A 23464-nucleotide genomic window follows, 5' to 3' on the forward strand; every position below is an offset into this window, starting at 1 on the left:
CATGGTTACGGCTCACGTTGTTCACTCCCGTCGGAAAGTCGGGATAGGTCAACGGTAGCCGCTGTGTCGAGGTGCCGAGCGGCCGCAGCCTCAGCTCTGGGGCCCCGCGGGTGGCCAGGGCGAACCCGGTGACGGTTCGCCGGGCTCGCCGTGCTCGCCTCGGGACAGGGGCACCCACTGCTCGCTCGGCGCGGGCTGCTTCGAGGAGGGGAAGTCGCGTAGCTTGCCGGAAGGCTTCGCGTCCCACTTGGCGAACGTCAGCGGTGTCTGCAGCCAGGTGTGCAGCAGGCTGTATGTCGCCTCCAGCGAGTCCATGTGGGTGCGCTCCCAGCCGTGGCTGCCGTCGAGGCCGAAGCCGACGAGTGCGGCCCGGGTTTCTGCGCCGGCCTCGATCGCCGCGGCGGCGTCGGATCGGTAGTAGCGGAACACATCCCGCGCGTACGGTATGCCGCGCTCCTCGGCGAGCCGGCACAGCTTTCGGGTCAGGTGGTAGTCGAAGGGGCCGTGCATATCGGCCATCGGGATCGTCACGCCGTCCTCGATGGACTGCTGGCCGGGCGCGCACACCGCGTTGTCGACCGAGATGAGCTCGGCGACGTCCGCGGGCAGGCCATGGCTGGCCCCGTGGCCGACCTCCTCGGTGATGGTGACCATGATCATGGTGCGGTGCGGGAGCATCACCCGTTTCTCGGAGAAGTTCTTGGCCAGGGTCAGCGCGATGGCGATGCCGGCCTTCCCGTCGAGGTGACGAGACACGATGAAGCCGTCGGCGGTGAGCTCGGGACTGGTGATCAGCGCGACGAAGTCACCGACCTGCAGGCCGAGCCGGACCAAGTCCTCCCGGGACGACACCTTGCGGTCGACCCGAACCTCGACGTTCTCCCAGTCCGTGGGTTGGCTGTCGATCTCATGGCCGAAGGCGTGCCCGCTGGCCTTGAGGGGCAAAACGGTGCCGGTGATGAACTCGTCGGGGTCGTCGGGAAAGATCCGCACGCGGGCGCCCGCGGCGAAGCGGGCCGAGAAGGTGCCGACCGGCATCACTTCGAGTCGGCCATTGTCCTTGAGCCTCCGCACCATGCACCCGATCGTGTCCGCGTGCACCACCATCGCCCGGTCGATCGTCGGCGACTCACCCGTGAGTTCGGCGGTCAACGCTCCGCGGCGGGTCAGCGAAAACGGGACGCCGAAGTGATCGAAAGTGTCGCCGATCAGCTGCATCACCGCGTCCGTCCGCCCCGACGGGCTCGGCGTCTGCAGCAGCGCGAGCAGCGTGTCGACCATCCACGCGCGGTCGGCCTCAGTCATGGCCGCGGTGTGGCGCACGGTGCCTCCCTTCGGTGTTGTGCGGAATCGCGTTCAACCTACCGCGTGGTCGGCCCCCATTGGCGGAGCGGGCGCTAAGACTTGCGCAGAATGGGAACCCATGGTCAGAGCAGGGAGGAGCAGCTCGTGCAGCGACAGGAAATCCGGTCACTCGCAGACCTAGCGGGCGAAGGCACCCGCATTCTCACCAGTTTCGTGCGGGACACGCACAGCGGCATCGCGGAGCGCGTTTTCGGCGCCATAGGGCCGGCGTCGAAACCCGTGGAGATTGTCCACAACACGCTTGCCGCGGCGACGTACTACGCCGTCGACCGCGGGGTGCGAGCGTCGTTGCACGGTGCCGGTGAGCTGGCCGCCGAAGTCCGCGGCAGCGACGAGGACGACACCGTCCAATCGCATCCCACGGTCGCCGGCGTCGTCGCCGCGCTCAATGGGATCTACGGCGACGAGCTAACCAACCGCGGCAACGAATTCGCGCTGACGATGCAGATCCGCCAGCGCGGGAAGCCTGTCGCGCTGGATGCCGCCGCCGTCGCGGCGGCGTTTCCCGAAGCCACCGGCCGGATCGCGGTGTTCGTCCACGGCTGGTGCATGACCGAAATGTCGTGGCGGCGGCAGCCGCGCGACGGCGAGATGGCGCTCCCCTACGGCACCCGGCTGCGCAGTGATCTCGGGTTTACGCCTGTGTATCTGCGCTACAACACGGGGTTGCACATCTCCGACAACGGCAAGGCGTTGGCCGCGCTGATCGACGAGCTGCGGGCGCTGTGGCCGGTGCCGGTCGAGGAGATCGCGTTGATCGGTCATTCGATGGGCGGGCTGGTGGCGCGCAGCGCCTGCCACTACGGAGTCGAACAGTCGCAGCGCTGGCCGGACGCCGTTCGCCACGTCGTGTGCCTGGGCTCTCCGCACTTGGGAGCCGACTTGGAAAAAGGCGTCAACGCCGCGTCCTGGGTGCTGGCCCGGCTGCCCGAAACACGGGCCGTCTCTTCGTTTCTCAATGCCCGCAGCTCGGGCACGAAGGACCTGCGCTACGGCGCATTGCTCGACGAGGACTGGAGCGAATGCGACCCCGACGAGTTCCTGCGGGACCGCTGCCATGAGGTGCCGTTCCTGCCGGGCGCCGTCTACCACTTCGTGGCGAGCAGCGCGGGCCCGCGAGCGGTCGGGGTTGTCCTGGGCGACCGCTTGGTGCGACCCGACAGCGCGTCTGGTGTCGGTAAGTCCCGCCAGGTTCCGTTCGACGCGGCGCATGGGCTGACGCTGACGGGCCTGCATCACTTCGATTTGCTCAATCACACCGCCATCTATGCGAAATTGCATGAGTGGCTTGGTCCGTCGTCCGGACCGACGGAGGTCAACGGCTAGGCCGAGTCGTCCTGGCTCCTGGACTCGCGCCAGCCCCGCTCGAATGGCAGCCGCCACGCATTGGGGGCGATCAGTTGGTGAATGGCGTTGGGGCCCCAGGTGCCGGGCTGGTACATCTTGGCCGGCGGCGGGTCGTCGAGCAGGTCCTGCGAACGCTCCCACAACGATTCGATGCCCTCGGCGGTGTTGAACAGCGTGTGGTCGCCCCGCATCGCATCGAGGATGAGCCGCTCGTAGGCCTCCAGCACGTCGACGACGGTGTCGATTTCCTGGGAGGAAAACTGCATGGACAACTTGTCCAGCTTCATCCCGGGGCCGGGTCGCTTGCCGTAGAAGGACAGTGAAACCTTCGAGTTGTCAGCGAGATCGAACGTGAGGTGGTCCGGACCTTGGGTCCCCACTCCCGATCCCGGCGGGAACATGCTTCGGGGAGCCTCTTTGAAGGCGATCGAGATGATGCGGATGCCCTCGGCCATCTTCTTGCCGGTGCGCAGATAGATCGGTACCCCGGCCCAGCGCCAATTGTCGATGCCGACCTTGAGCGCGATGAACGTCTCGGTGTCGGAATCCTTTGCCACCCCCTTTTCTTGGCGGTAGCCGTTGTACTGGCCGCGCACCACATTTGACGGCTTGACGGGGAGCATCGATCGGAACACCTTGTTCTTTTCTTCGCTGATGGCATACGGCTCGAGGGCCGTGGGTGGTTCCATCACGACGAAGGCCATTACCTGAAACAGGTGCGTTACGACCATGTCCTTGTAGGCGCCGGTGCTTTCGTAGAAGTTGGCGCGCTGATCCAGACCCAGGGCCTCGGGAATGTCGATCTGGATGTGATCGATGAAATTGCGATTCCAGATCGGCTCGAACAGACCGTTGGCGAAGCGGAACGCCAAGATGTTCTGGGCCGCCTCCTTGCCCAAGAAGTGGTCGATGCGGAAAATCTGGGCTTCCTCGAATGTTTCGTGCAGGAAGTCGTTGAGCGACACCGCGCTGGGCAGGTCGGTGCCGAACGGCTTCTCCATCACGACGCGGGAGCGCTCGACGAGTTTGGCGTCGCGCAGCATGGTGATGACGTCGCGCGCCGCTTTCGGAGGGACCGACAGGTAATGCAGGCGCCGCACGTCTTCGCCCAGGCTGGACTCAGCGTCGGCGACGGCGTCGGCGAGGGCTTCGGGCCCGGCGCTTTGCGGGACGTATCTGACGATTTTCGCGAAGCTGGCCCACTCATCGGACGTGAGCTTGTGCATGCCGAACGAGTCGATCGCGGTCTTGGCCAGTTCGCGGAACTCGTCGTCGCTGAAGTCTTCCAGCGATGTCGCGACGATTTGGATATCGGGGGCCAGCTCCGACTGATCCAAGTAGGCCAGGCCGGGCAGCAGCTTGCGTTTAGCTAGGTCGCCCGTCGCGCCGAACAGGACTATGACGTGGGGGTCGAGCGGCTGCTCGCCGTGGCGGCGCGGGCGCGCGTCGGGTGCAGGATAAGAGATCGTCTGCGGTTTCTTGGTGGCCACTTCTGCGATACTTCCACCGCTGCGCCGCCTGCGCACGACTGATTGCCGGCGAACCGCCCGCGTCGCGGTCGCGGGCCGTATGTCAGGATTCGGACATGACTGCACGCAGCTTGGCTCGCATCGGTGGTGTTTTGGTGGCAACGGCGTGGGCGCTACTCAGCGTGCCCCTCGGCAGTCCGGCCGCGGAAGCCGATGCCTGCTCCGACGTCGCCGTCGTTTTCGCGCGCGGCACCCACCAGGAGCCCGGTCTCGGCAATATCGGGCAGGCCTTCGTCGACTCGCTCACCTCGCAGGTCGGTGGGCGGTCGGTCGGGGTTTATGCGGTCAACTACCCGGCCAACGACGACTACCACAACAGCGCGAACGCCGGCGCCGACGACGCCAGCGCTCACATCCAGGACACGGTGGCCAGCTGCCCGAACTCGAAAATTGTGCTCGGTGGATATTCCCAGGGCTCGACGGTGATCGATCTGGCCACCAACGCGATGCCCGCTTCGGTCGCTGACCACGTCGCCGCCGTCGCGCTTTTCGGCGAGCCGTCGAGTGGCTTTTCCAGCATGCTGTGGGGCGGCCAGCCGTTGCCGACGATCAACCCGGTGTATAGCGGCAAGACCATCAGCTTGTGCGCCCCCGACGACCCGATCTGCTCCGGGGGCGGGAACATCATGGCGCATGTTTCCTACATCGATGCCGGGATGACTAACCAGGCCGCGACGTTCGCGGCCAACCACCTCAGTCAAGGGGCGCCGTCGCGCACGTAGCGAGTGCTGACCGTGAAATCCCTGGTTACGTCCTCGCGTGACACCGTCGCGATTCGGATATCGATCGCCATGGTGCTGGGAGTCGCCGTTGCCGTCGCGGTGGGTAACACGATCGGCTGGCGATTCGCGCTTGTCGGCTGGGTCGTGACCGCCGGGGTGTATGTCGTGTGGACGCGACTCATCCTGGGCGGAATGGATGCCGAGGAAACCCGCAGATATGTGACACGCGAGGATCCGACCCGGTGGATCGCCGACGTGGTCGTCGTGTCGGCAAGCGTTGCGAGCCTGGCCGGGGTCGGCTACGTGGTGGCCGCGGGGTCACACGCAGGTGCCCAAGCCATAGCGGCCGCCATTCTCGGCATCCTGGCGGTCGCCGCGTCCTGGTTTGCCGTGCACACGCTCTTCACGGTGCATTACGCGCGGCTCTATTACTCGGACGAACCCGGCGGCATCAACTTCCACGACCCGGAGCCGCCCCGTTTTCGCGACTTCGCGTATGTGGCTTTTACGGTCGGCATGACCTTCCAGGTGTCGGACACGGAGATCGGGCTGACAGCCATCAGGGCCACCGTGTTGCGCCACGCGATGCTGTCCTACCTGCTCGGCGCCGTAGTTCTGGCCGTCACCGTCAATTTGATCGCGGGGCTGGGCGCCAAGCTCTAAGCCCGCCAATCACCTTGCGGCGGTTAATCTGGCGGCATGGCAATCGAGTCCACCATGCTCGCCCTCGGCACCCCCGCGCCACATTTCACGCTGCCCGAGCCGGCCACCGGCGCCACGGTCAGCCTCGATCAGCTCACGGGTCCCGCGCTCGTCGTGACCTTCATCTGCAACCACTGCCCCTATGTCCAGCACGTCGCCGCCGGGCTCGCAGCGCTCGGCCGAGACCTCGCCGATCAGGGGGTCGCGATGGTCGGCATCTCCAGCAACGACGTCGTCACCTACCCGCAGGACGGGCCCGACCAGATGGCCGAGGAGGCCCGCCGCCACGGCTGGACGTTCCCGTACCTCTACGACGAGACCCAAGACGTCGCCCGCGCGTTCTCCGCTGCGTGCACGCCGGACACCTTCGTCTTCGACGCCGAGCGTCGGCTGGTCTATCGCGGTCAGCTCGACGACTCCCGACCGAAGAACGACCTGCCGGTGACGGCCGCCGACGTCCGGGCCGCCGTCGACGCCGTGCTCGCCGGCCGGCCGGTCGACCCGGACCAGCGACCGTCGATCGGGTGCGGCATCAAGTGGCGCTGAGTCACGCGCACGCCGAGCCGCGAGCCGCGCGGCGTCGATGAAAATCGTGCTCGCCGCCTACGGAAGTCGCGGCGACGTCGAGCCTTTCGCCGCCGTCGGGCGGGAGATGCTGCGGCGAGGTCACGACGTGTGCATGGCGGTCCCGCCGAACATGGTTGGCTTCGTCGAGTCGGCGGGGCTGGCGGCCGTCGCGTACGGGCCGCAACCCGCTGCGTTCCAATCGGATTCGTTGAAGTGGTTCTTCGGTGGGTGCCCGCCGGGCCCCGGCGTCGGGGATCTCAACCGCGACACGAACAGCCAGAACCCGTTGGGCGCGATGGTCGAAGTGATGGAACATGTGGCCCGGGCTTGGGCCGACTGGGGTGAGGCGCTGACGACGCTGGCGGACGGGGCCGACCTCATACTTACGGGCAAGGGCGCGCAGGGGCTGGCCGCCAACGTCGCGGAGTATCACGGCATTCCGCTTGCCGTGCTGCATTTCTTCCCCGGTGGACGGTCGCGCGCGGGTGGCATGCTGGGGGGCGTCATCAAGGATGCCGAAGAAGGCCAACGCCGCGCGCTGGGCCTGCCGGAGGCAACCGGATCCTTCGAATCGCTGGAGATCCACGCATACGACGCGCTCTGCTTTCCCGAAATGGCAACGCAATCCACGGGTGGGCGATCAACCTTCGTTGGTGCACTGACACTGGAGTTGGCCACCGATGCCGACGACGAGGTGCTGTCGTGGATCGCCGCGGGAACACCACCGATCTATTTCGGCTTCGGCAATAACGTCCAGCTCCCGTCCCCCGCCGAGACGATCGCCGCAATCAGCAGGGCCTGCGCGGAATTGGGCGAACGGGCTCTGATTTGTGCTGGGGCGAGCGACTTCTCGGGCATACCGTCTTTCGACAACGTGAAGTCCGTGGGCGCGGTGAACCAGGGTGCCATCTTTCCGGCGTGCCGAGCGGTCGTGCACCATGGCGGTGCCGGCACCACGGCGGCCGGCATGCGCGCCGGCATCCCCACCTTGATCCTCTGGTTCTCGCTCGAAGATCAGCCGATGTGGGCAGCCGCGGTCGAACGGCTCGAAGTGGGCGTCGGCCGGGCTTTTTCGGCCAGCACCGTCGCATCACTGGTCGCGGACCTGCGTTCCGTTCTCGCTCCGCAATGCGTCGCTCGCGCTCGCGAGCTCGCCGCCCAGATGACCAAGCCCGCGCAGAGTGCCGCCGCCACCGCCGATCTTCTGGAAGAAGCGGCGACGTGATGGGAGAACGGCTACCCCGGGTGGCGATACTCGACGACTACGCCGGCGTGGCCCTCGAGCTCGCCGACTGGTCGCCGGTGCAGAGCCGATCCGAAGTGACCGTCTTCGACCGCCACCTTTCCGAGGAGGAAGCCGCGGACGCCCTGTCGCCGTTCGACGTGGTGTGCACCATGCGCGAGCGGATGGCGTTTCCGCGCAGTCTCATCGAGCGGCTGCCCAACCTGAAGCTGATCACCATCGTCGGCAAAAACCTGCCGAACTTGGACATGGCCGCGGCCACCGAACACCGCGTCCTCGTCGCCCACTCGGACTTCGGCCATCCGCGATTCAGGTCGTCCGCGATGCCACGCCGGAATTGGCCTGGGGGTTGATTATTGCGACGGTGCGCAATCTGGCCGAAGAGCATCGTCGCATGCGTGAGGGCGCGTGGCAGACGACCACCGGTCTGACGCTGTCCGGCAAGACGCTCGGCCTTCTTGGTCTGGGCAGGATCGGTAAACGTATGGCCGAATACGCGAAAGTGTTTGGCATGGAAGTCATTGCGTGGAGCCAAAACCTCAGCGACGAGTCGGCCGCGGCGGCCGGCGCTCGTCGGGTCGAGAAGGCGACGCTCTTCGAACGATCCGACGTGATCTCCATCCACCTCGTGCTCTCGGAGCGCACGCGCGGACTGGTCGGCGCGCCCGAGTTGGCCACGATGAAGCCAGACGCCTACTTGATCAACACCTCCCGGGGGCCGATCGTGGACGAGCAGGCCCTGATCGACGCGCTCGCGGCCGAGCGCATTGCCGGGGCCGGCCTCGATGTCTATGGCATCGAACCGCTTCCGCCGGATCATCCATTCCGGCGTCTACCGAACGTGACGCTGTCTCCCCACCTGGGCTACGCCACCCGCGAAATCCTGGGCGCCTTCTATGCGGACACCGTCGACGCGGTCGCGGCCTGGTTGACCGGGGCGCCCGTCAGGATCGCCAACCCCGAGGCATTGCAGCGGCGAAATTCGAAGTAGCAAAACGCAACCCCGTGGCCAGCCCACAAGCCGACCACGGGGTTGATCGCCGGAACTTGCGGACTAACCCGGGCAATAAGTCGATTCCGCGGCACTCACCATCGATGTGACATCCGCGAACGAGATGCCTTTCGCGCCGAGCGTGGAGTGGATGTCCGCGGCAATAGCGTCCGGAGTTTTGCCTGCCATGCGATCGGCGCATATTTGATGGCCCATCGCGACAATGTCGGCGTCGTCTCCGGACGGCCAGGTAAAGCCGAGAGTGTGCATTTTGCTGAGGAATGTGTCATCGGTGGCATCCGCGACCGCAATCGCAGTGCTCGTAAGAAGGGCAGCACCGACCATCATGGGGACAGACAGTCTGGCCAGCCAGCGGGGTGAGGGCATTTGACGCGCTTCCTTTCATCGGGGCGTTGACGAGGTCCCAGTATGAGCTTTAAAAGAGGCGTAAATATGAAGAACGGTGAAATCTGTGAAACAGCTTGTGGAGACCTGAATAGGCCAATTCTTTTGGCGTAATTTGTGTAAATTCGAGCCGCGCGTTGCGCCTAGCGCAGTGCGACGGGGTCGCCGACCGCGATGACGCCCTCTTCGAGCGCCTCGAGATAGACGCCCGCGCAGGGCTGCGCCCCGGAACTGCCTGCCGGCAAACGATTTTCGGCCGCGGGCGTGCGAAGCGCCTCCGGTGCCCGCGCGAGTGTCCCGTGCTCGAGCGTGGGCACTACACACCGAGAGGTGGATGCTAGGACACGCAGGCGTACCGCGCCGACCGTCAATTCCCGCCCGAGCCAGTTGTCTTCGTCATACGGCGGGTAACCCGCCGGGGTCGCGATCACCAGGTTCGGCCGGTAGCGCAGTGCCTCGACGCCGATGCGCTCCAGCGTCGCCGTGGTGATTGCGTGCAGCGGGGCGTCATCGGTAAATGAATCGCCCGGTGTCGCCTGGCCGATCTCGAGGATGCGGCCTCCGACTTCCGCGTCCACCCCGAGCTCGAGCAGCTTCTCGGGATCCGGGCGTTCGAGCGTTGCGCCGTCCGGCCGTTGGCTGATCAGCCGGACCGGGCGCCCCAACAGCTGCGAAAGCAGCTCATCGACGCCCGGGTCGTCGGCCGCGACGCTTGTCCCGTCGGGCAGTCCGATGCTCACGCGCCCGGTGCTTCCGTTCGCGGTGCACTTGAGCAGCCCACGCCACAGCCGGGCCTGCTTGGCGCTGGCCACATGCCCGGTCTGCGTGTCGACAAGTGCCAGCCGCCGGTCTCCTTCGGCGCCTCGTTCGTCGACGAAGAGGCGGCTTACAACTTCGCCCAGCATCGATTTCACCGGGTAGCGGAGCAAACTCTCGACCCGCATCTGCTTTTCCACCACGCAGACCAGTATGCGGCGGGGACCTACGGCGTGTGCCGAGCGGTACGGTTGCGGCGATGAAATTTGTGCTGGCAGCCTACGGAGGACGCGGCGACGTCGAACCCTGCGTCGCCGTCGGCCGGGAGCTGTTGCGCCGCGGTCACGAGGTGTGCTCGGCCGTCCCGCCCAACATGGTCGATTTCGCCAACTCTGCGGGACTCACCGCGGTCGCCTATGGGCCTGATACGCGCGAGCAGATGGACGGCGCCATGAATTTCATTGGCGGCGTGGGGAACCTGATCAGTGCGTTGCCCCAACTCGTAGAGCGAGTCAGCCGGGTCTGGTTGGACAAAAGCGCGACGCTGACATCGCTGGCAACGGGCGCCGACCTGCTGGTGGCCCACATGAACGATCAGATGCTCGCCGCCAATGTCGCTGAGTATCACGCCATTCCGCTCGCGGCACTGCACGTCTTCCCAGCGCGCATCCTGGCATCTGGGCGGCTGTATTCGGGCATAACGAAGGATGCTGAAGTCGCCCAACGCCGTGCGCTCGGCTTACCGGAGGCAGCCGGACCGTCAGCGCCACAGCACGCGGACGGCGGATTGCTGGAAATCCAGACCTACGACGAGCTCTGCTTGCCCGGGCAACCGGCCGACTGGGTGGAGCCCGGCCGGCGTCCCTTCGTCGGCGCGCTGACCCTGGAGCTGCCGACGGATGCCGACAACGACGTCTTAGCGTGGATTGGCGCTGGAACACCGCCGATCTACTTCGGCTTCGGCAGCACGCCGATCGACTCTCCCGCCGACACCGCGGCCATGATCGGCGCGGCCTGCGCGCAGCTGGGCGAGCGGGCGCTGATATGCAGCGGTGCGAGCGACTTCAGTCGCGTCCCGCACTTCGACCACGTCAACGTGGTGGGTGCGCTCAATTACGCGGAGATCTTTCCGGCCTGCCGCGCGGTGGTCCACCACGGCGGCTCGGGCACCACGGCCGCGGGCCTGCGCTCCGGAGTCCCGACGCTGATCCTGTGGGCTGTGTGGGACCAGCCGGTCTGGGCGGCGGCCCTCGAACGGCTGAAAGTCGGTGCCGGGCGCCAATTTTCGGCCACCACCCGGGAATCACTGGTCACCGATCTGCGGTCGATACTCGTTCCGGAGTGTGTCGCCCGCGCGCGTGAGATCGTCACCCAAATGACGGCGCCGGCCGAAAGCGTTGCCAGGGCGGCCGATCTGCTTGAAGACGCCGCCCGCCCGGACAACTAGGCTGAGCCGCTGCGCATCGCTGGTGCAGACCGGGTCAGTCGTGTAGAAGAGTCTGGTGGACGATCGGGGCCCGAGATCTTTCGATCCGTCGGGGCTGCGGCAAGCGATGGCCCGGCGGTTGTATCGCCGCGCGGAGGCCGAGGGTCAAATCAGGCTGCCGGCCGTCCCGGGCTTGCTCGACGAGTACGTCACGATGTGTCAGAACCTCTTTGCCAGCTTGGGCATACAACACACGGCTGACCAAGCCGCTCAGCTCAAGTCCGTGCTCCAGCACGAGTTGGAAAAGGCATTCAAGGCCTCGTCGCGGTCGAACATCGTCATCTCGTTTGACACCCCCTTCGGGACGGGGCTGAACTATCGCGTCAAAGCCGAGGTGTCGACCATCGCGGTCGAATACGACCACTGGGTTGCCACTCGTAAGGGGCCGCTGTTCGGCACCGAAGCGGATGCGCGTGTGGTGGCATTGGCCGACGAGGCCGCCGACCCCCGGTCCACCCGCGTGCTCGACATCGGCGCCGGAACCGGGCGTAACGCCCTGGCGCTGGCCCGGCGGGGGCACCCGGTGGACGCGGTCGAGATGGCCCCGAAGTTCGCTGAGATCATTCGGTCTGAGGCAGAACGGGATTCACTGTCCGTGCGTGTGATCGAGAGCGATGTCTTTACGGCCGTGGAGGGCGTTCACGACGCGTATCAGCTCATCGTGGCCTCGGAATTGGTGCCGGACTTCCGGACGACGCGGGAGCTGCGCGGCATGTTCGAACTCGCCGCGGACTGCCTGGCTCCCGGAGGACGCCTGGTGTTCAACACCTTCGCGGCGCGGCAGGGCTACACCCCCGACGACGCCGCGCGGGAATTCGGCCAGCAATGCAACAGCACGATCTTCACCCGCGACGAGCTCGGGAAGGCGGCGGCCGAGCTCCCCCTTGCGCTCATCGCCGACGACCTCGCCTACGAGTACGAGAGAACCCACTTGCCCGAGGGCGCTTGGCCGCCCACCGCGTGGTTCGAGGGATGGGCCCACGGCCTGGACGTGTTCGACGTGGAGCGCGACGAGTCGCCCATCGAGTTGCACTGGCTCGTCTACCAGAAGGAAGGGTGACTGACTGCCGGTGCGGGCTAGGCGGTCAAATCGCGAGTGGCGGGCCCTTCCAGCAGCGTGCCGTCCGGGGCGAATCGCGAACCGTGCAACGGGCACTCCCATGCCTGGTCCGCGTCGTTCCAGTTCACGATTCCGCCAAGGTGCGGGCACACCGGCGAGACGGTGTGCTCGGTGCCGCCGACCTTGCACCTGGCCTCCAGGTGCCAAGGGGGTCCGCTCACGACCCCGCCCTCGCCGTTGACGGGGCTGCGATGGCCGGTGCGAATCACCGGCGTGATCCAGCCCTTGGTCAGGTTGAAGCCGACCTCGAGGTTGGCCTGCACCGCAGTCAGCAGGCCCGACAGTTCGTGGGGGCTCCAGCTGGCGAACGCGCCGGCCCAGTCCATCCGCCCGCCCAGGATGCGGCTCGACAGCGCCAATGCCGCAGCGGGGCCGTTGGTCATGCCCCATTTGTTGAAACCCGTTGCGACGAAGATGCTTTCGTTGTTCGGAAGGATGGGGCCCACATACGGCAGATGGTCGATCGGCGTGTAGTCCTGCGCCGACCAAAAATGCGTCTGCACCGAGCCCGGGTAATGCTTGCGTGCCCACGACGACAGCTCCGCCAGCGCTTCGGACGGGCTCTTTTCGCGGCCCACGGTGTGGCCCGCCCCGCCGACGATCAGCAGTTCCCCGGCCGCGACCGGCGCGTAGCGCACCGACCGCGTCGGCGAGTCGGCGGAGATCATCATCGGCCGGGTGATGTTGCCAGGAACCTTGAAGGCCAAGCAGTAGGACCGGCTCGGTTTCACCCGCGCGAAGTAACCGCCCCGATCCAGGATCGGGATCCCGGTGGCAAGCACCAGCTGCCCGGCCGCGAGTTCCACGTCCTGCTGGTCGGCGTCGTTGACGTGCACGTGTACCCCGGCGCCGCGGGTCGACACCCGCCGGACACGGGCGTGCTCGACCAATCGCCCACCGCGGTTGAGTAACTCCGTGGCCAACATGTCCAGGAACGGCATCGGGTCGAACTGCGCCTGGTCGGGCAGCCGCACACCGCCGTGGTACGGGAATGGCACGTCGGCGTCGTCCTCCCATACCGCGGGCAGGTCGACGGCCTCGCACGCCTGCAATTCCCGCCGCGCGGACGGCACGCCCTTGGCGGACTGCGCATAGGTGTAGGCGTCCTCGCGTTGGACCGCGATGCCGTGTGACTCGCAGTACTCGAGCACCCAGTCCTGGCCTTCCCGGTTGCCGTCGATGTAGGCCCGAGCCACGTTCTTGCCGTGCCTCGGCAGGACCTTCGACAGCTGGGTCCCCTGCAACAAGCTGATTTTGGCGGTCGTGTTTCCGGTCGCGCAGGAACCGACCGTGTGCGCCTCCACGACCAACACGTCCTTGCCGGCCCGGCTCAGCAGCACCGCGGTCATCAGCCCGGTGATCCCGGCCCCGACGACGATTACATCGGCGGACGCCGGGCCGTCCGCAAGCCGGCTAGCGGTCCAGGTTTGTTCGGCTCGCTCGGCAAACCACAAAGAAGTCATGCCTGGGCTGGTACCCGGCAGCGGCGTCGGGAAACGGGAGCGTCGGCCTCGCACGCTTGCTTATGCGCGCTTCAGCTGCGCTTTCGCCTGCTTCAGCGATTCCTCGGCGGCGCGGTTTTCTTGCTGCGCTTTGCCGTACCGGTCGTCGGCCCTTTTCAACTCGCGTTCGGCCTCACGCAGGCTTTCCGCCGCGTCGTCGCGACGCTGCCGCGCGGCATCACGCTCGGCGCGACGGCGTGACATCACGCGCTCGGCTTCGGCTTTCGCCCGCTCCGCGGCGGTCAGGGCCGCATTCAACTTGTCCCGATGGGCATCCTGGTGGCGCTCCGGTTCCTTCGCGACCGGGGCTGCGCCGCCGAATTCGCCGAAACCCGACCATGTTTCGGCCCTGGCCAGCCGGCCGAGTCGCGCCCTGACGTCGGGATCGGCGATCGCCGCCTGCAGTGTGCCGGTCAGGTCGTCACGCAGCGTCGGCGATGGCTTGTTCACCTCGGCGGCATCGAAGGCGGCCCGCACGAGTTCGTCGATGAGCCGGTGCTGCTGGGCGGACAAATCGCGGATACGGTCGCCATCCATCGCGGCGTGCGCGGCGCGCAGGCGGTCACCCAGGTCGGCCAGGCGCTGTTTGACGTCCTTGCGTTGGAGTACGAGCCGGTTCGCGATCCACGCCGACGTCGTAGGTTTGCGCGCCGCGGAGATCCGTTTGGCGGCGGCGTCGTCGCCGCGCTGCCTGGCGGCCGCGGTCAATTCGGTGCGCTGCGCGGTGAATGCGCCGGGCTGCACCCAGTACAGACGGTCAAGTTCGTCGTCGGCCATCACGCCATGATCCCTCGGCGCGCTGTTTCAGGCCCCACGCGCCGCGGGTACCTGATCAACAACAACGCGAGGATTCGGCCAACTCTTATGACATCCAGCAACCGTGCACGGCTCGTTCGTCGATACCTGCTGGCCGTCTTCGTTGTCGTCGGCATGGTCGGTGCCGGTAGCTGCGCCCGTCCGACGTCGGAGGCATCCGGACCGGCGCGGGTGACGATCATGCCCGGCCCCGACACGCGCGATGTCGATCCGCTGACGCCGGTCATGGTCAAAGCCGACACCGGGAAGCTGACCGGTGTCCGCATGGTCAACGACGCCGGCAGACCGGTCGAGGGAATCATGACCCCGGACAACACCGTCTGGAAGCCCACCGTTGCCCTGGGCTACGGACGCACGTACACGCTGACCCTCACCAGTGTCGGGCCGAACGGCGTTGCGGCCACTCACGTGTCGACGTTCTCCACCCTGCTGCCGCCCAACCAGACCAAGGTCTCACTGACCACGACATCCGAGGCGCCCCTGCAGGAAGGCGGCACCTACGGCGTGGGAACGGTTGTCGTCGCCCACTTCGACGAGCAAGTCGCCGACCGGGCCGCCGCCGAACGACAGCTCAAAGTGACCACCAATCCTGCCGTGCAGGGTTCGTGGTTCTGGGTCGACAGCCAAAACGCCCACTGGCGACCCGAGCGCTACTACGCGCCGGGCACCACAATCACCGCCGAAGCCAAGATCTACGGAATTGCGTTGGGCGACGGCCTATTCGGGCAAGAGGACACCCGAGTATCGTTCCGCATCGGCGACGCGCACGTATCGATCGCCGACGATGCCACGAAAATCGTCAGCGTCTTCAACAACGGCGCCCTGGTCCGGACCATGCCCACGTCGATGGGAATGGGCGGCACGGAAACCATCGGTTCGCAGACGATTTCGTTGTGGACTCCCCCGGGCGTCTACACCGTGCTCGACAAGGACAACCCGGTCGTGATGGATTCCTCCACCTTCGGATTGCCCAAGAATTCCCGCCTCGGATACCGCGAGACCATCAACTACGCCACCAAAATCAGCAGTGACGGCATCTATCTGCACCAGCTCGACGCGACGGTGTGGGCCCAGGGACACACCGACACCTCGCACGGATGCTTGAACCTCAACGGCGACAACGCAAAATGGTTCTACGACTTCTCGGTGCCCGGCGACGTCGTCGAGGTCCGCAACACCGGCGGACCGCCGTTGAAGCTGTCGCAGAACGGCGACTGGACACTCAGCTGGGATCAATGGCGCAAGGGCAGCGCCTTGGCGCCGCCGTCCTGAGCTGCCCGCCGCCGGTGCCGCGCTGATCGGCCCGATTCGTCCGTATCCCCCGCCCGGAAACTCTTGACTGATTCCAGATAAGGGGCCATATTGGCAGGGTGTCCTCATCGGCGGACTACGCGGAACAGCTGCGGATGGCCGATCTGCGTGTGACACGGCCCAGAGTCGCCGTGCTGGAGGCGGTGCACGCCCATCCGCATGCCGACACCGAGACGATCTTCTCGGCGGTGCGGCTCGGGCTGCCCGATGTTTCCCGACAAGCGGTGTACGACGTTCTCAACGCGCTGACCTCGGCGGGCCTGGTTCGTCGGATCCAGCCGTTGGGCTTGGTCGCCCGTTACGAGTCCCGGGTCGGCGACAACCATCACCATGTCGTGTGCCGATCCTGCGGCGTCATCGCCGACATCGACTGCGCCGTCGGTGCGGCGCCGTGCCTAACCCCGTCGGATGCCGACAACGTCCTGGATGGTTTCGTTCTCGACGAGGCCGAAGTCATCTATTGGGGCCTCTGCCCCGACTGTTCGACCGCAAGTTCGTAGATCACAGCCGTGATCACAGCCCGAATCACCCACCCCGGAAAGGAATGCTGTGTCATCTGATACATCCGATAGCCGTCCACCCCAACCAGACAGCAAGACGGCTAGCACCAGCGAGAGCGAAAGCCCAGCAATCCCTTCACCCCAACCGAAAGCGCATGCCCCGCTGACGAACCGGGACTGGTGGCCCGACCAGATCGACGTGTCGACGCTGCACCCGCATGCGCCGGCGGGCAATCCGCTCGGCGAGGACTTCGACTACGCCGAGGAGTTCGCCAAGCTCGACGTCGACGCGCTCAAGGCCGACGTCATCTCGGTGATGACCACCTCGCAGGACTGGTGGCCCGCCGACTACGGCCACTACGGCGGTCTGTTCATCCGAATGAGCTGGCACGCCGCCGGTACCTACCGCATCCACGACGGCCGCGGCGGCGGCGGACAGGGCATGCAGCGCTTTGCCCCGCTCAACAGCTGGCCGGACAACGTGAGCCTGGACAAGGCCCGCCGCCTGCTGTGGCCGGTCAAGAAGAAGTACGGCAACAAGATCTCCTGGGCGGATCTGATCATCTTCGCCGGCAACTGCGCCCTGGAGTCCATGGGATTCAAGACCTTTGGGTTCGCCTTCGGCCGCGAGGACGTCTGGGAGCCCGAAGAGATCCTCTGGGGCGAAGAGGACACCTGGCTTGGCACCGACAAGCGCTACTCCGGTAAGCGCGACCTCGCGCAGCCCTACGGCGCGACCACCATGGGCCTGATCTATGTGAATCCGGAAGGCCCCGAGGGCAAGCCGGACCCGATCGCGGCGGCGATCGACATCCGCGAGACGTTCGGCCGGATGGCGATGAACGACGAGGAGACCGCCGCGCTCATCGTCGGGGGCCACAGCTTCGGCAAGACCCACGGTGCCGGCAGTGGCGACCTGGTCGGCCCCGAACCGGAGGCCGCCCCGCTCGAACAACAGGGGCTGGGCTGGAAGAGCTCGTTCGGGAGTGGCGCCGGCGAGGACGCCATCACCAGCGGCCTGGAGGTGGTCTGGACGCCCACCCCGACGAAGTGGGACAACACCTTCCTGGAGACCCTGTACGGCTACGAATGGGAGCTGACCAAGAGCCCCGGCGATGCCTGGCAGTTCGTCGCCAAGGACGGTGCGGGTGCGGGCACCATCCCGGACCCGTTCGGCGGGCCGGGTCGCGCCCCGACGATGTTGGTCACCGACATCTCGCTGCGGGAGTCCCCGATCTACCGCGACATCACGCGTCGCTGGCTCGACCATCCCGAGGAGCTGACCGAGGCGTTCGCCAAGGCCTGGTACAAGCTGCTGCATCGCGACATGGGACCAATCACCCGCTACCTCGGGCCGTGGGTAGCCGAGCCCCAGCTCTGGCAGGACCCGGTTCCGGCCGTCGACCACGAGCTGGTCGACGAGAAGGACATCGCGGCGCTGAAGAAGAAGGCGCTGGAATCCGGCCTGACGGTTCAGCAGCTGGTCAAGACCGCATGGTCGGCCGCGTCCAGCTTCCGTCGCACCGACAAGCGCGGCGGCGCCAACGGTGGACGGCTGCGCCTCGAGCCGCAGCGCAGCTGGGAGTGCAACGAGCCTTCCGAGCTGGACAAGGTGTTGCCGGTGCTGGAGCGCATCCAGCAGGACTTCAACGCATCGGCGTCCGGCGGCAAGAAGATCTCGCTGGCCGACCTGATCGTGCTGGCCGGTTCCGCGGCGGTCGAGAAGGCGGCCAAGGACGCCGGGTACGAGATCTCGGTGCACTTCGCGCCGGGCCGCACCGACGCATCGCAGGAGAACACCGACGTCGACTCGTTCGCGGTGCTCGAGCCGCGCGCGGACGGATTCCGCAACTACATCCGTCCCGGCGAGAAGGCGCCGCTGGAGCAGCTGCTGGTCGAGCGGGCGTACCTGCTGGGCGTGACGGCTCCGGAATTGGCGGTGCTGGTCGGTGGTCTGCGTGCCCTCGGCGCCAATCACGGCGGCAGCAAGCACGGCGTCTTCACCGACAGGCCCGGCACGTTGACCAATGACTTCTTCGTCAACCTGGTCGACATGGGCAACGAGTGGAAGGCATCGGAGTCGGCGGAGAACGTCTACGAGGTGCTCGACCGCTCGACGGGCCAGCTGAAGTGGACGGCCACCGCCAACGACCTGGTGTTCGGCTCCAATTCGGTGCTGCGCTCTCTGGCAGAGGTCTACGCGCAGGACGACGCCCACGGAAAGTTCGTGGAGGACTTCGTCGCGGCGTGGGTCAAGGTCATGAATGCCGACCGATTCGACCTCAAGTAACGCAGGGTCTGGTCACGGGCGAGGCCCCGCGAGTCACCTGGCTCGCGGGGCCTCGTCGTTTCGGCCATTCCGCGACACATAAACCACGCACACGACACGCCGTGGTCGGTCGCAATGGTTTATGTCTCGGTATAGGTGGAGCGTGACTTTTAGGTCAGCGGTCCAAATCCCACTGCCCGTAGTCGGCCGCGAGAACCTCGTCGACGTCCACGTTGATGCCGCCCAGCAGCGGACCCGGGTTTGACGGGCTGTTGACCACGGCCTGATAAAGCACCGCCATCGGTTCGCGGGCGCCGTTCGACCACGACCTCGTCTGCCAGGCCCAGCGGTGGCCCGGGGTGGTCGAGTTCCCTATGACGCCGTCGCGGATCGCCCAGCCGCAGGCCCGGGCATGCCCATAGATGCCGGTGCGGCCCACGCCCAGGACCGAGCTGATCCCCCGAAACCATTGCACCGCAGGGCCATTCCAGGTGTTTTCGTCGATGTTGTCGTCGACACTGAAGAAGATCGGCGCGGAATTCGTACCCCCGGCCGCGCCGTGGAGGCGCAACGCGGTCTGGGCGTCCGCCACGCCGCCGTCGTACCCGCGGGTGTAGTCCGACGGCGTTGGCCAACCGGGCTTGCCGTACTGGAAGTTGCTGACGATGTGAAGACCCGCGGCGCGCAGCGAGTCCGCGTACTCGCGGGTGATGGGTTTTGCCTCGAAGTGCGCCCCGGGCCGCTCCTCGGACACGTAGTTCACGACCCCGTCGTAGCCTGCCGATTTGATCTCGTCCGGCGCGATCCTGCGCTCGGCAAAGTCAATCAGCGTGATGCCCGCGGCTCGTGCGTTCGGCTCGTTGACCGTCGCGGCGACCGACCCCAGGCCCAGCAGAACCGGTGCAGCGTACTTAATGACATCGCGTCGCGAAACCGAACCGCGCACCGCGCGATGGTAGCAAACGGGTCGACCATGCTCGTTGCATCGATTAGCTGATCGAACTATAGTCTGGACACATGTCCAGTTTGCTGTCACCGCCTTCGGGAGTGCGTTGATGGCAGTGGATTCGGGGGGTGCCCGTCGGCGTGCGTCGGCCAGCGGATAAGAGTTGAGTATGCGAATTGCCCTGCTGTCCTACCGGAGTAAGACCCATTGCGGTGGACAGGGCGTCTACGTGCGCCACCTCAGCCACGGTTTGGTGGAACTGGGTCACGAGGTCGAGGTGTTTTCCGGCCAGCCCTATCCGGAGCTGCTCGACCCGCGGGTGCGGCTGACCACGGTGCCAAGCCTTGATCTGTACCGCGAGCCCGACCCGTTCCGGGTGCCGCGCCCGAGCGAGATTCGCGATTCGATCGACCTGTTGGAACTCCTCACCGTGTGGACCGCGGGCTTTCCCGAACCACGAACCTTCACGCTGCGTGTCGCTCGGCTGCTGGCCGAGCGAGCGGACGATTTCGACGTCGTCCACGACAACCAGAGCCTGGGCACCGGACTGCTGAGCATTGCCCGCACGGGGTTGCCGGTGGTGGCGACCGTGCATCACCCCATCACCCGGGATCGGGTGCTGGATCTCGCCGCCGCGCGCTGGTGGCGAAAACCCTTGGTGCGCAGGTGGTATGGGTTTTCTACGATGCAAGAGCAAGTGGCGCGCCAGATCCCCGACCTGTTGACGGTGTCGTCTTCCTCGGCGGCCGACATCGTCGCCGACTTCGGTGTCATGCCGGACCAACTACACGTCGTGCCGCTCGGCGTGAACACGGACCTGTTCAAGCCGGGACCGACGCCGCGGATTCGGGGCCGAGTCATCGCGATCGCCAGCGCCGACACCCCGCTCAAGGGTGTCCGCACCCTGCTGCACGCGGTCGCCAGGCTACGCACCAGCCGAGACCTGGAGTTGCGGCTCGTCGCCAAGGTGGAACCCAATGGCCCCACCCACAAACTCATCGCCGAACTCGGCATCTCCGACATCGTCCACATCACCAGTGGCCTCTCCGACGGCGAACTGGCCGCATTGTTCGCATCGGCCGAGGTCGCGTGCATTCCCTCTCTCTACGAAGGGTTTTCGCTGCCCGCGGTCGAAGCCATGGCGAGCGGCACCCCGATCGTCGCGAGCCGGGTGGGTGCTCTGCCCGAGGTCCTGGGCACCGATGGTGCCTGCGCCGAGCTAGTGCCACCGGCCGACGTGGATGCGCTCACCCGCGCCCTCGGCGAGCTGCTCGACTCCCCTGAAAAACGCCGCAATCTGGGGAAGGCGGGACGGGCGCGCGCCGTCGACGTCTTCAGTTGGGAGGCGGTGGCCGCGCAGACCGTGCGGGTCTATGAGCGGGCGATCGCGCGATGCTGACCGTCGATTTCGACCGGCTGGGCATCGGGCCCTCCACCAAGGTCATCGACGTGGGTTGCGGGGCGGGCCGGCACGCTTTCGAAGCGTATCGGCGCGGTGCCGACGTCGTCGCCTTCGACCGCGACGAGTCCGAACTGCGTTCGGTGGACACGATCCTGCGTGCGATGGCCGAGAACGGTGAGGTGCCGGCGTCGGCGTCGGCGAAAGTGGTCATCGGTGACGCGCTGAGCCTGCCGTATGCCGACGAGACATTCGACTGCGTGATCGCGTCCGAAATCCTTGAGCACGTACCCGAAGACGACGCTGCCATCGCCGAATTGATCCGGGTGCTCAAGGTGGGAGGCACGTTGGCGGTCAGCGTCCCGAGGTGGCTTCCCGAGCGAGTGTGCTGGCTGCTGTCCGACGAATATCACAGCAACGAGGGCGGCCATGTGCGTATCTACCGGGCCAGCCGCTTGCGCGACAAGATCGCCTGCGGCGGAATGGAATTGACGCACGCCCATCATGCGCACGCGCTGCACTCCCCCTTCTGGTGGCTGAAATGCGCTGTGGGCGTGTCGAATACCGATCATCCGGCGGTGGCCGCCTACCACCAGCTCCTGGTGTGGGATTTGATGCGCCGGCCCAAGATAACGCAGCTGGCCGAGTCACTGCTCAATCCGATCGTGGGCAAGAGCGTCGCGATGTATTTCGTCAAGCAGCAGGTGGCCGAAAGCCAGAAAACTCCGGGATATTCAGTTGCATCGGTCTAACCCGCCGGCGGTTCCGGGCGTCCTTACACCCGAGCAGTGTCGGCAGACCGCGCATTCCATCGCCGCGGCGCAGGAACCCTCGGGCGCGATCCCGTGGTTCGACGGTGGTCACACGGATCCGTGGGACCACGTGGAATGCGCGATGGCACTCACGGCGGCGGGACTGCTGGAGCCGGCGCGGGCCGCCTTTGAATGGAGCCGCCGCACCCAGCGGCCGGATGGCTCATGGCCAATCCAATTCCGGTCGGGGGCAGTCGAAGACGCCAACAGCGACAGCAACTTCTGCGCGTATATCGCCACCGGTGTCTGGCATCACGTGCTGGTGACCGGCGACGAGTCGTTCGGAGCCGCGATGTGGCCGGTGGTGCACAAGGCGATCGACTTTGTCATCGACTTACAGGTCGGCTACGGCGAGATCTGTTGGGCGCAAAGCGAAGCCGGACCGCTCTCGGAAGCGTTGATGACCGGGTGTGCCAGCATCTTTCACAGCATTCGCTGTGCGCTGGCGCTAGCCACCCTGATCGGGGACCCGCAGCCGGAGTGGGAGCTGGCGCTCGGCCGGCTGGGCCACGCGATCGTCGCACATCCGGAGGCGTTTACCGAGAAGGACCGCTATTCGATGGACTGGTACTACCCCATCCTCGGCGGTGCGCTGCGGGGCCCCGCGGCGGCCGTGCGAATCCGGCAGCGGTGGGACGACTTTGTGGTCCGCGGCCTGGGCATCCGCTGCGTTGACGATCGGCCCTGGGTTACCGGCGCCGAGACATGCGAACTGGTGATGGCGCTCGAGGCCATCGGCCATCGGTCCGCCGCACATGAGCAATTCGCCGCGATGCACCATCTGCGCGAAGGTGACGGATCGTACTGGACGGGTTTGGTGTTCGCGGATGGGAAGCGCTGGCCCGAGGAGCGCACCACCTGGACCGGGGCGGCGATGATCCTGGCGGCCGACGCGCTCTCGGACACCACACCGGGCGCGGGCATCTTCCGCGGCGACGAGCTGCCGATGGGCCTGCAGACCGACTTCGATTGCGAATGCGTGGTCGCCGGGCCCGGCCGCTAGACCGGCTCGCCCGCGCGTCCGCTGGTGCGTTCGAGCACCCGCAGTGACCCGGTAACAGAAACCTCCCGGAACTGACCGGAATCGATGGCGCGGCAATAGATGTGGTACGGCGGGCGCCCGCCGTCCTTGGGGTCCGGGAACACATCGTGGATCACCAGCGCGCCGCCGGCGGTCACCCACTTCGCCCAGCCGTCGAAGTCCTGTGTGGCGGCGGCCTCAGAGTGGCCGCCGTCGATGAACAAGAACTGCAGCGGCGAGCACCAGGCGCGCGCCACGATGGGTGACTTGCCCACGACGGCGACGACGTGGTCGTCCAGTCCCGCGGCGTCCAGCGTGCGGCGGAAAGTCGGCAACGTGTCGAACAGCCCGGTGACCGCGTCGACCAACGAGGCATCGTGGAATTCCCAGCCGGGCTGGTGCTCTTCGGAGCCATGGTGGTGGTCGACGGTGTAGAGCACGCCACCGGTTTGCGCGGCGGCCGCACCGAGCAACAGGGTGGATTTGCCGCAGTAAGTGCCGATCTCGACGCCGACACCGCCGTCGAGGTACCGCAATGCGGCGTCGTACAGCGCGCGGCCCTCGTCGGTGGGCATGAAACCCGGCACCCGTTCGGCCAGCGCGAACAACCGCTCGGGCGCACCGGCATGTACGTGACTCATCAGCTGATCGTAGA

The 23464-nt window shown here is 66.4% G+C and carries 21 protein-coding genes and 1 pseudogene; 14 read left to right on the forward strand and 8 right to left on the reverse strand.

Annotated elements, in window-relative coordinates; translation table 11 throughout:
- Positions 1-90: 90 nt before the first annotated feature.
- Positions 91-1323 carry an osmoprotectant NAGGN system M42 family peptidase gene (locus tag ACQI5H_RS08690; RefSeq protein ID WP_427078986.1) on the reverse strand — a complete coding sequence of 411 codons (1233 nt, stop codon included), beginning with the start codon at positions 1321-1323 and terminating at the stop codon, positions 91-93.
- Positions 1324-1449: 126 nt separating this feature from the next.
- Here ACQI5H_RS08690 and ACQI5H_RS08695 point away from each other — a divergent pair, with 126 nt between their 5' ends.
- Complete coding sequence (locus ACQI5H_RS08695; RefSeq protein ID WP_427078987.1) at positions 1450-2691, forward strand: esterase/lipase family protein; 1242 nt, start codon at positions 1450-1452, stop codon at positions 2689-2691.
- On the opposite strand, the gene zwf is transcribed toward ACQI5H_RS08695, so the two are convergent.
- Entirely contained in the window at positions 2688-4202 is a 1515-nt protein-coding gene (zwf, locus tag ACQI5H_RS08700) for a glucose-6-phosphate dehydrogenase (RefSeq protein WP_427078988.1), read from the reverse strand. The genes ACQI5H_RS08695 and zwf overlap by 4 nt on opposite strands.
- A 95-nt stretch (positions 4203-4297) precedes the next feature.
- On the opposite strand from zwf, the gene ACQI5H_RS08705 reads away from it, so the two are divergent.
- The 5 genes and pseudogenes from ACQI5H_RS08705 (at position 4298) to ACQI5H_RS08725 (ending at position 8466) form a co-directional block, all read left to right on the forward strand.
- A complete protein-coding gene (locus ACQI5H_RS08705; protein WP_427078989.1) occupies positions 4298-4963 on the forward strand; it encodes a cutinase family protein in 666 nt (221 codons plus the stop codon).
- Between the two features lie 69 nt (positions 4964-5032).
- Positions 5033-5626 (forward strand): DUF1345 domain-containing protein, encoded by a 594-nt coding sequence (locus ACQI5H_RS08710; RefSeq protein WP_427079122.1) that lies wholly within the window; start codon positions 5033-5035, stop codon positions 5624-5626.
- A gap of 36 nt (positions 5627-5662) precedes the next feature.
- Positions 5663-6211 carry a thioredoxin family protein gene (locus tag ACQI5H_RS08715; RefSeq protein ID WP_427078990.1) on the forward strand — a complete coding sequence of 183 codons (549 nt, stop codon included), beginning with the start codon at positions 5663-5665 and terminating at the stop codon, positions 6209-6211.
- Positions 6212-6248: 37 nt separating this feature from the next.
- Positions 6249-7457 (forward strand): glycosyltransferase, encoded by a 1209-nt coding sequence (locus ACQI5H_RS08720; RefSeq protein WP_427078991.1) that lies wholly within the window; start codon positions 6249-6251, stop codon positions 7455-7457.
- Positions 7457-8466, forward strand: a pseudogene (locus ACQI5H_RS08725) (D-2-hydroxyacid dehydrogenase family protein). The gene ACQI5H_RS08720 and the pseudogene ACQI5H_RS08725 overlap by 1 nt, the downstream one beginning before the upstream one ends.
- 63 nt (positions 8467-8529) lie before the next feature.
- Here the strand turns inward: ACQI5H_RS08725 and ACQI5H_RS08730 are convergent.
- Both ACQI5H_RS08730 and ACQI5H_RS08735 read right to left on the reverse strand, forming a co-directional pair.
- Positions 8530-8814: a DUF732 domain-containing protein gene (locus ACQI5H_RS08730; RefSeq protein ID WP_427078992.1), complete on the reverse strand. Its 285-nt coding sequence runs from the start codon at positions 8812-8814 to the stop codon at positions 8530-8532.
- 200 nt (positions 8815-9014) lie between these two features.
- Complete coding sequence (locus tag ACQI5H_RS08735) at positions 9015-9815, reverse strand: MOSC domain-containing protein (RefSeq protein WP_427079123.1); 801 nt, start codon at positions 9813-9815, stop codon at positions 9015-9017.
- A 71-nt stretch (positions 9816-9886) separates the two neighbouring features.
- Here ACQI5H_RS08735 and ACQI5H_RS08740 point away from each other — a divergent pair, with 71 nt between their 5' ends.
- Positions 9887-11074: a glycosyltransferase gene (locus ACQI5H_RS08740; protein WP_427078993.1), complete on the forward strand. Its 1188-nt coding sequence runs from the start codon at positions 9887-9889 to the stop codon at positions 11072-11074.
- A 106-nt stretch (positions 11075-11180) separates the two neighbouring features.
- Positions 11181-12173 (forward strand): class I SAM-dependent methyltransferase, encoded by a 993-nt coding sequence (locus tag ACQI5H_RS08745; RefSeq protein WP_427079124.1) that lies wholly within the window; start codon positions 11181-11183, stop codon positions 12171-12173.
- 17 nt (positions 12174-12190) lie between these two features.
- Here the strand turns inward: ACQI5H_RS08745 and ACQI5H_RS08750 are convergent, their stop codons facing one another.
- Together ACQI5H_RS08750 and ACQI5H_RS08755 are read right to left on the reverse strand one after the other, a co-directional pair.
- Positions 12191-13696 carry an FAD-dependent oxidoreductase gene (locus ACQI5H_RS08750; protein ID WP_427078994.1) on the reverse strand — a complete coding sequence of 502 codons (1506 nt, stop codon included), beginning with the start codon at positions 13694-13696 and terminating at the stop codon, positions 12191-12193.
- A 60-nt stretch (positions 13697-13756) separates the two neighbouring features.
- On the reverse strand, positions 13757-14512 hold the full coding sequence (locus tag ACQI5H_RS08755) for a hypothetical protein (RefSeq protein WP_427078995.1): 756 nt from the start codon (positions 14510-14512) through the stop codon (positions 13757-13759).
- Between the two features lie 87 nt (positions 14513-14599).
- Between ACQI5H_RS08755 and ACQI5H_RS08760 the strand changes: the two genes are divergently transcribed.
- The 3 genes from ACQI5H_RS08760 to katG all read left to right on the forward strand — a co-directional run bounded on the left by ACQI5H_RS08760 (position 14600) and on the right by katG (position 18652).
- Positions 14600-15823, forward strand: coding sequence for an Ig-like domain-containing protein (locus tag ACQI5H_RS08760; RefSeq protein ID WP_427078996.1), 1224 nt, complete (start codon positions 14600-14602; stop codon positions 15821-15823).
- Positions 15824-15921: 98 nt separating this feature from the next.
- Positions 15922-16362 carry a Fur family transcriptional regulator gene (locus tag ACQI5H_RS08765; RefSeq protein WP_427078997.1) on the forward strand — a complete coding sequence of 147 codons (441 nt, stop codon included), beginning with the start codon at positions 15922-15924 and terminating at the stop codon, positions 16360-16362.
- Positions 16363-16411: 49 nt separating this feature from the next.
- The gene (gene katG / locus ACQI5H_RS08770) at positions 16412-18652 is read left to right on the forward strand and encodes a catalase/peroxidase HPI (protein ID WP_427078998.1); all 2241 of its coding nucleotides are present in this window, start codon (positions 16412-16414) and stop codon (positions 18650-18652) included.
- A 154-nt stretch (positions 18653-18806) separates the two neighbouring features.
- Here katG and ACQI5H_RS08775 read toward each other — a convergent pair whose 3' ends face one another.
- Positions 18807-19577: a DUF1906 domain-containing protein gene (locus ACQI5H_RS08775; protein WP_427078999.1), complete on the reverse strand. Its 771-nt coding sequence runs from the start codon at positions 19575-19577 to the stop codon at positions 18807-18809.
- A gap of 169 nt (positions 19578-19746) precedes the next feature.
- On the opposite strand from ACQI5H_RS08775, the gene ACQI5H_RS08780 reads away from it, so the two are divergent.
- The 3 genes from ACQI5H_RS08780 to ACQI5H_RS08790 are packed head-to-tail and all read left to right on the forward strand — an operon-like array spanning position 19747 to position 22791.
- Entirely contained in the window at positions 19747-20976 is a 1230-nt protein-coding gene (locus ACQI5H_RS08780; protein WP_427079000.1) for a glycosyltransferase family 4 protein, read from the forward strand.
- Positions 20970-21728, forward strand: a complete 759-nt coding sequence (locus ACQI5H_RS08785; RefSeq protein WP_427079001.1) for a class I SAM-dependent methyltransferase — start codon at positions 20970-20972, stop codon at positions 21726-21728. The genes ACQI5H_RS08780 and ACQI5H_RS08785 overlap by 7 nt, the downstream gene beginning before the upstream one ends.
- Positions 21715-22791 carry a prenyltransferase gene (locus tag ACQI5H_RS08790; protein ID WP_427079002.1) on the forward strand — a complete coding sequence of 359 codons (1077 nt, stop codon included), beginning with the start codon at positions 21715-21717 and terminating at the stop codon, positions 22789-22791. Before ACQI5H_RS08785 ends, ACQI5H_RS08790 begins: the two co-directional genes overlap by 14 nt.
- Here ACQI5H_RS08790 and ACQI5H_RS08795 read toward each other — a convergent pair.
- Positions 22788-23450, reverse strand: coding sequence for a class I SAM-dependent methyltransferase (locus ACQI5H_RS08795; protein WP_427079003.1), 663 nt, complete (start codon positions 23448-23450; stop codon positions 22788-22790). The genes ACQI5H_RS08790 and ACQI5H_RS08795 overlap by 4 nt on opposite strands.
- Between the last annotated feature and the right edge of the window lie 14 nt (positions 23451-23464).

Origin of the sequence: Mycobacterium heidelbergense, from assembly GCF_050205645.1 — a bacterium.
Lineage (GTDB): Bacteria > Actinomycetota > Actinomycetes > Mycobacteriales > Mycobacteriaceae > Mycobacterium > Mycobacterium heidelbergense_A.

Coding starts and splice junctions, on each gene's coding strand:
- ACQI5H_RS08705 (WP_427078989.1), top strand. CDS start 4,298: ATGACTGCACGCAGCTTGGCTCGCATCGGTGGTGTTTTGGTGGCAACG.
- ACQI5H_RS08710 (WP_427079122.1), top strand. CDS start 5,033: ATGGTGCTGGGAGTCGCCGTTGCCGTCGCGGTGGGTAACACGATCGGC.
- ACQI5H_RS08715 (WP_427078990.1), top strand. CDS start 5,663: ATGGCAATCGAGTCCACCATGCTCGCCCTCGGCACCCCCGCGCCACAT.
- ACQI5H_RS08720 (WP_427078991.1), top strand. CDS start 6,249: ATGAAAATCGTGCTCGCCGCCTACGGAAGTCGCGGCGACGTCGAGCCT.
- ACQI5H_RS08730 (WP_427078992.1), bottom strand. CDS start 8,814: ATGATGGTCGGTGCTGCCCTTCTTACGAGCACTGCGATTGCGGTCGCG.
- ACQI5H_RS08735 (WP_427079123.1), bottom strand. CDS start 9,815: ATGCGGGTCGAGAGTTTGCTCCGCTACCCGGTGAAATCGATGCTGGGC.
- ACQI5H_RS08740 (WP_427078993.1), top strand. CDS start 9,887: ATGAAATTTGTGCTGGCAGCCTACGGAGGACGCGGCGACGTCGAACCC.
- ACQI5H_RS08745 (WP_427079124.1), top strand. CDS start 11,181: ATGGCCCGGCGGTTGTATCGCCGCGCGGAGGCCGAGGGTCAAATCAGG.
- ACQI5H_RS08750 (WP_427078994.1), bottom strand. CDS start 13,696: ATGACTTCTTTGTGGTTTGCCGAGCGAGCCGAACAAACCTGGACCGCT.
- ACQI5H_RS08755 (WP_427078995.1), bottom strand. CDS start 14,512: ATGGCCGACGACGAACTTGACCGTCTGTACTGGGTGCAGCCCGGCGCA.
- ACQI5H_RS08760 (WP_427078996.1), top strand. CDS start 14,600: ATGACATCCAGCAACCGTGCACGGCTCGTTCGTCGATACCTGCTGGCC.
- ACQI5H_RS08780 (WP_427079000.1), top strand. CDS start 19,747: ATGCGAATTGCCCTGCTGTCCTACCGGAGTAAGACCCATTGCGGTGGA.
- ACQI5H_RS08785 (WP_427079001.1), top strand. CDS start 20,970: ATGCTGACCGTCGATTTCGACCGGCTGGGCATCGGGCCCTCCACCAAG.
- ACQI5H_RS08795 (WP_427079003.1), bottom strand. CDS start 23,450: ATGAGTCACGTACATGCCGGTGCGCCCGAGCGGTTGTTCGCGCTGGCC.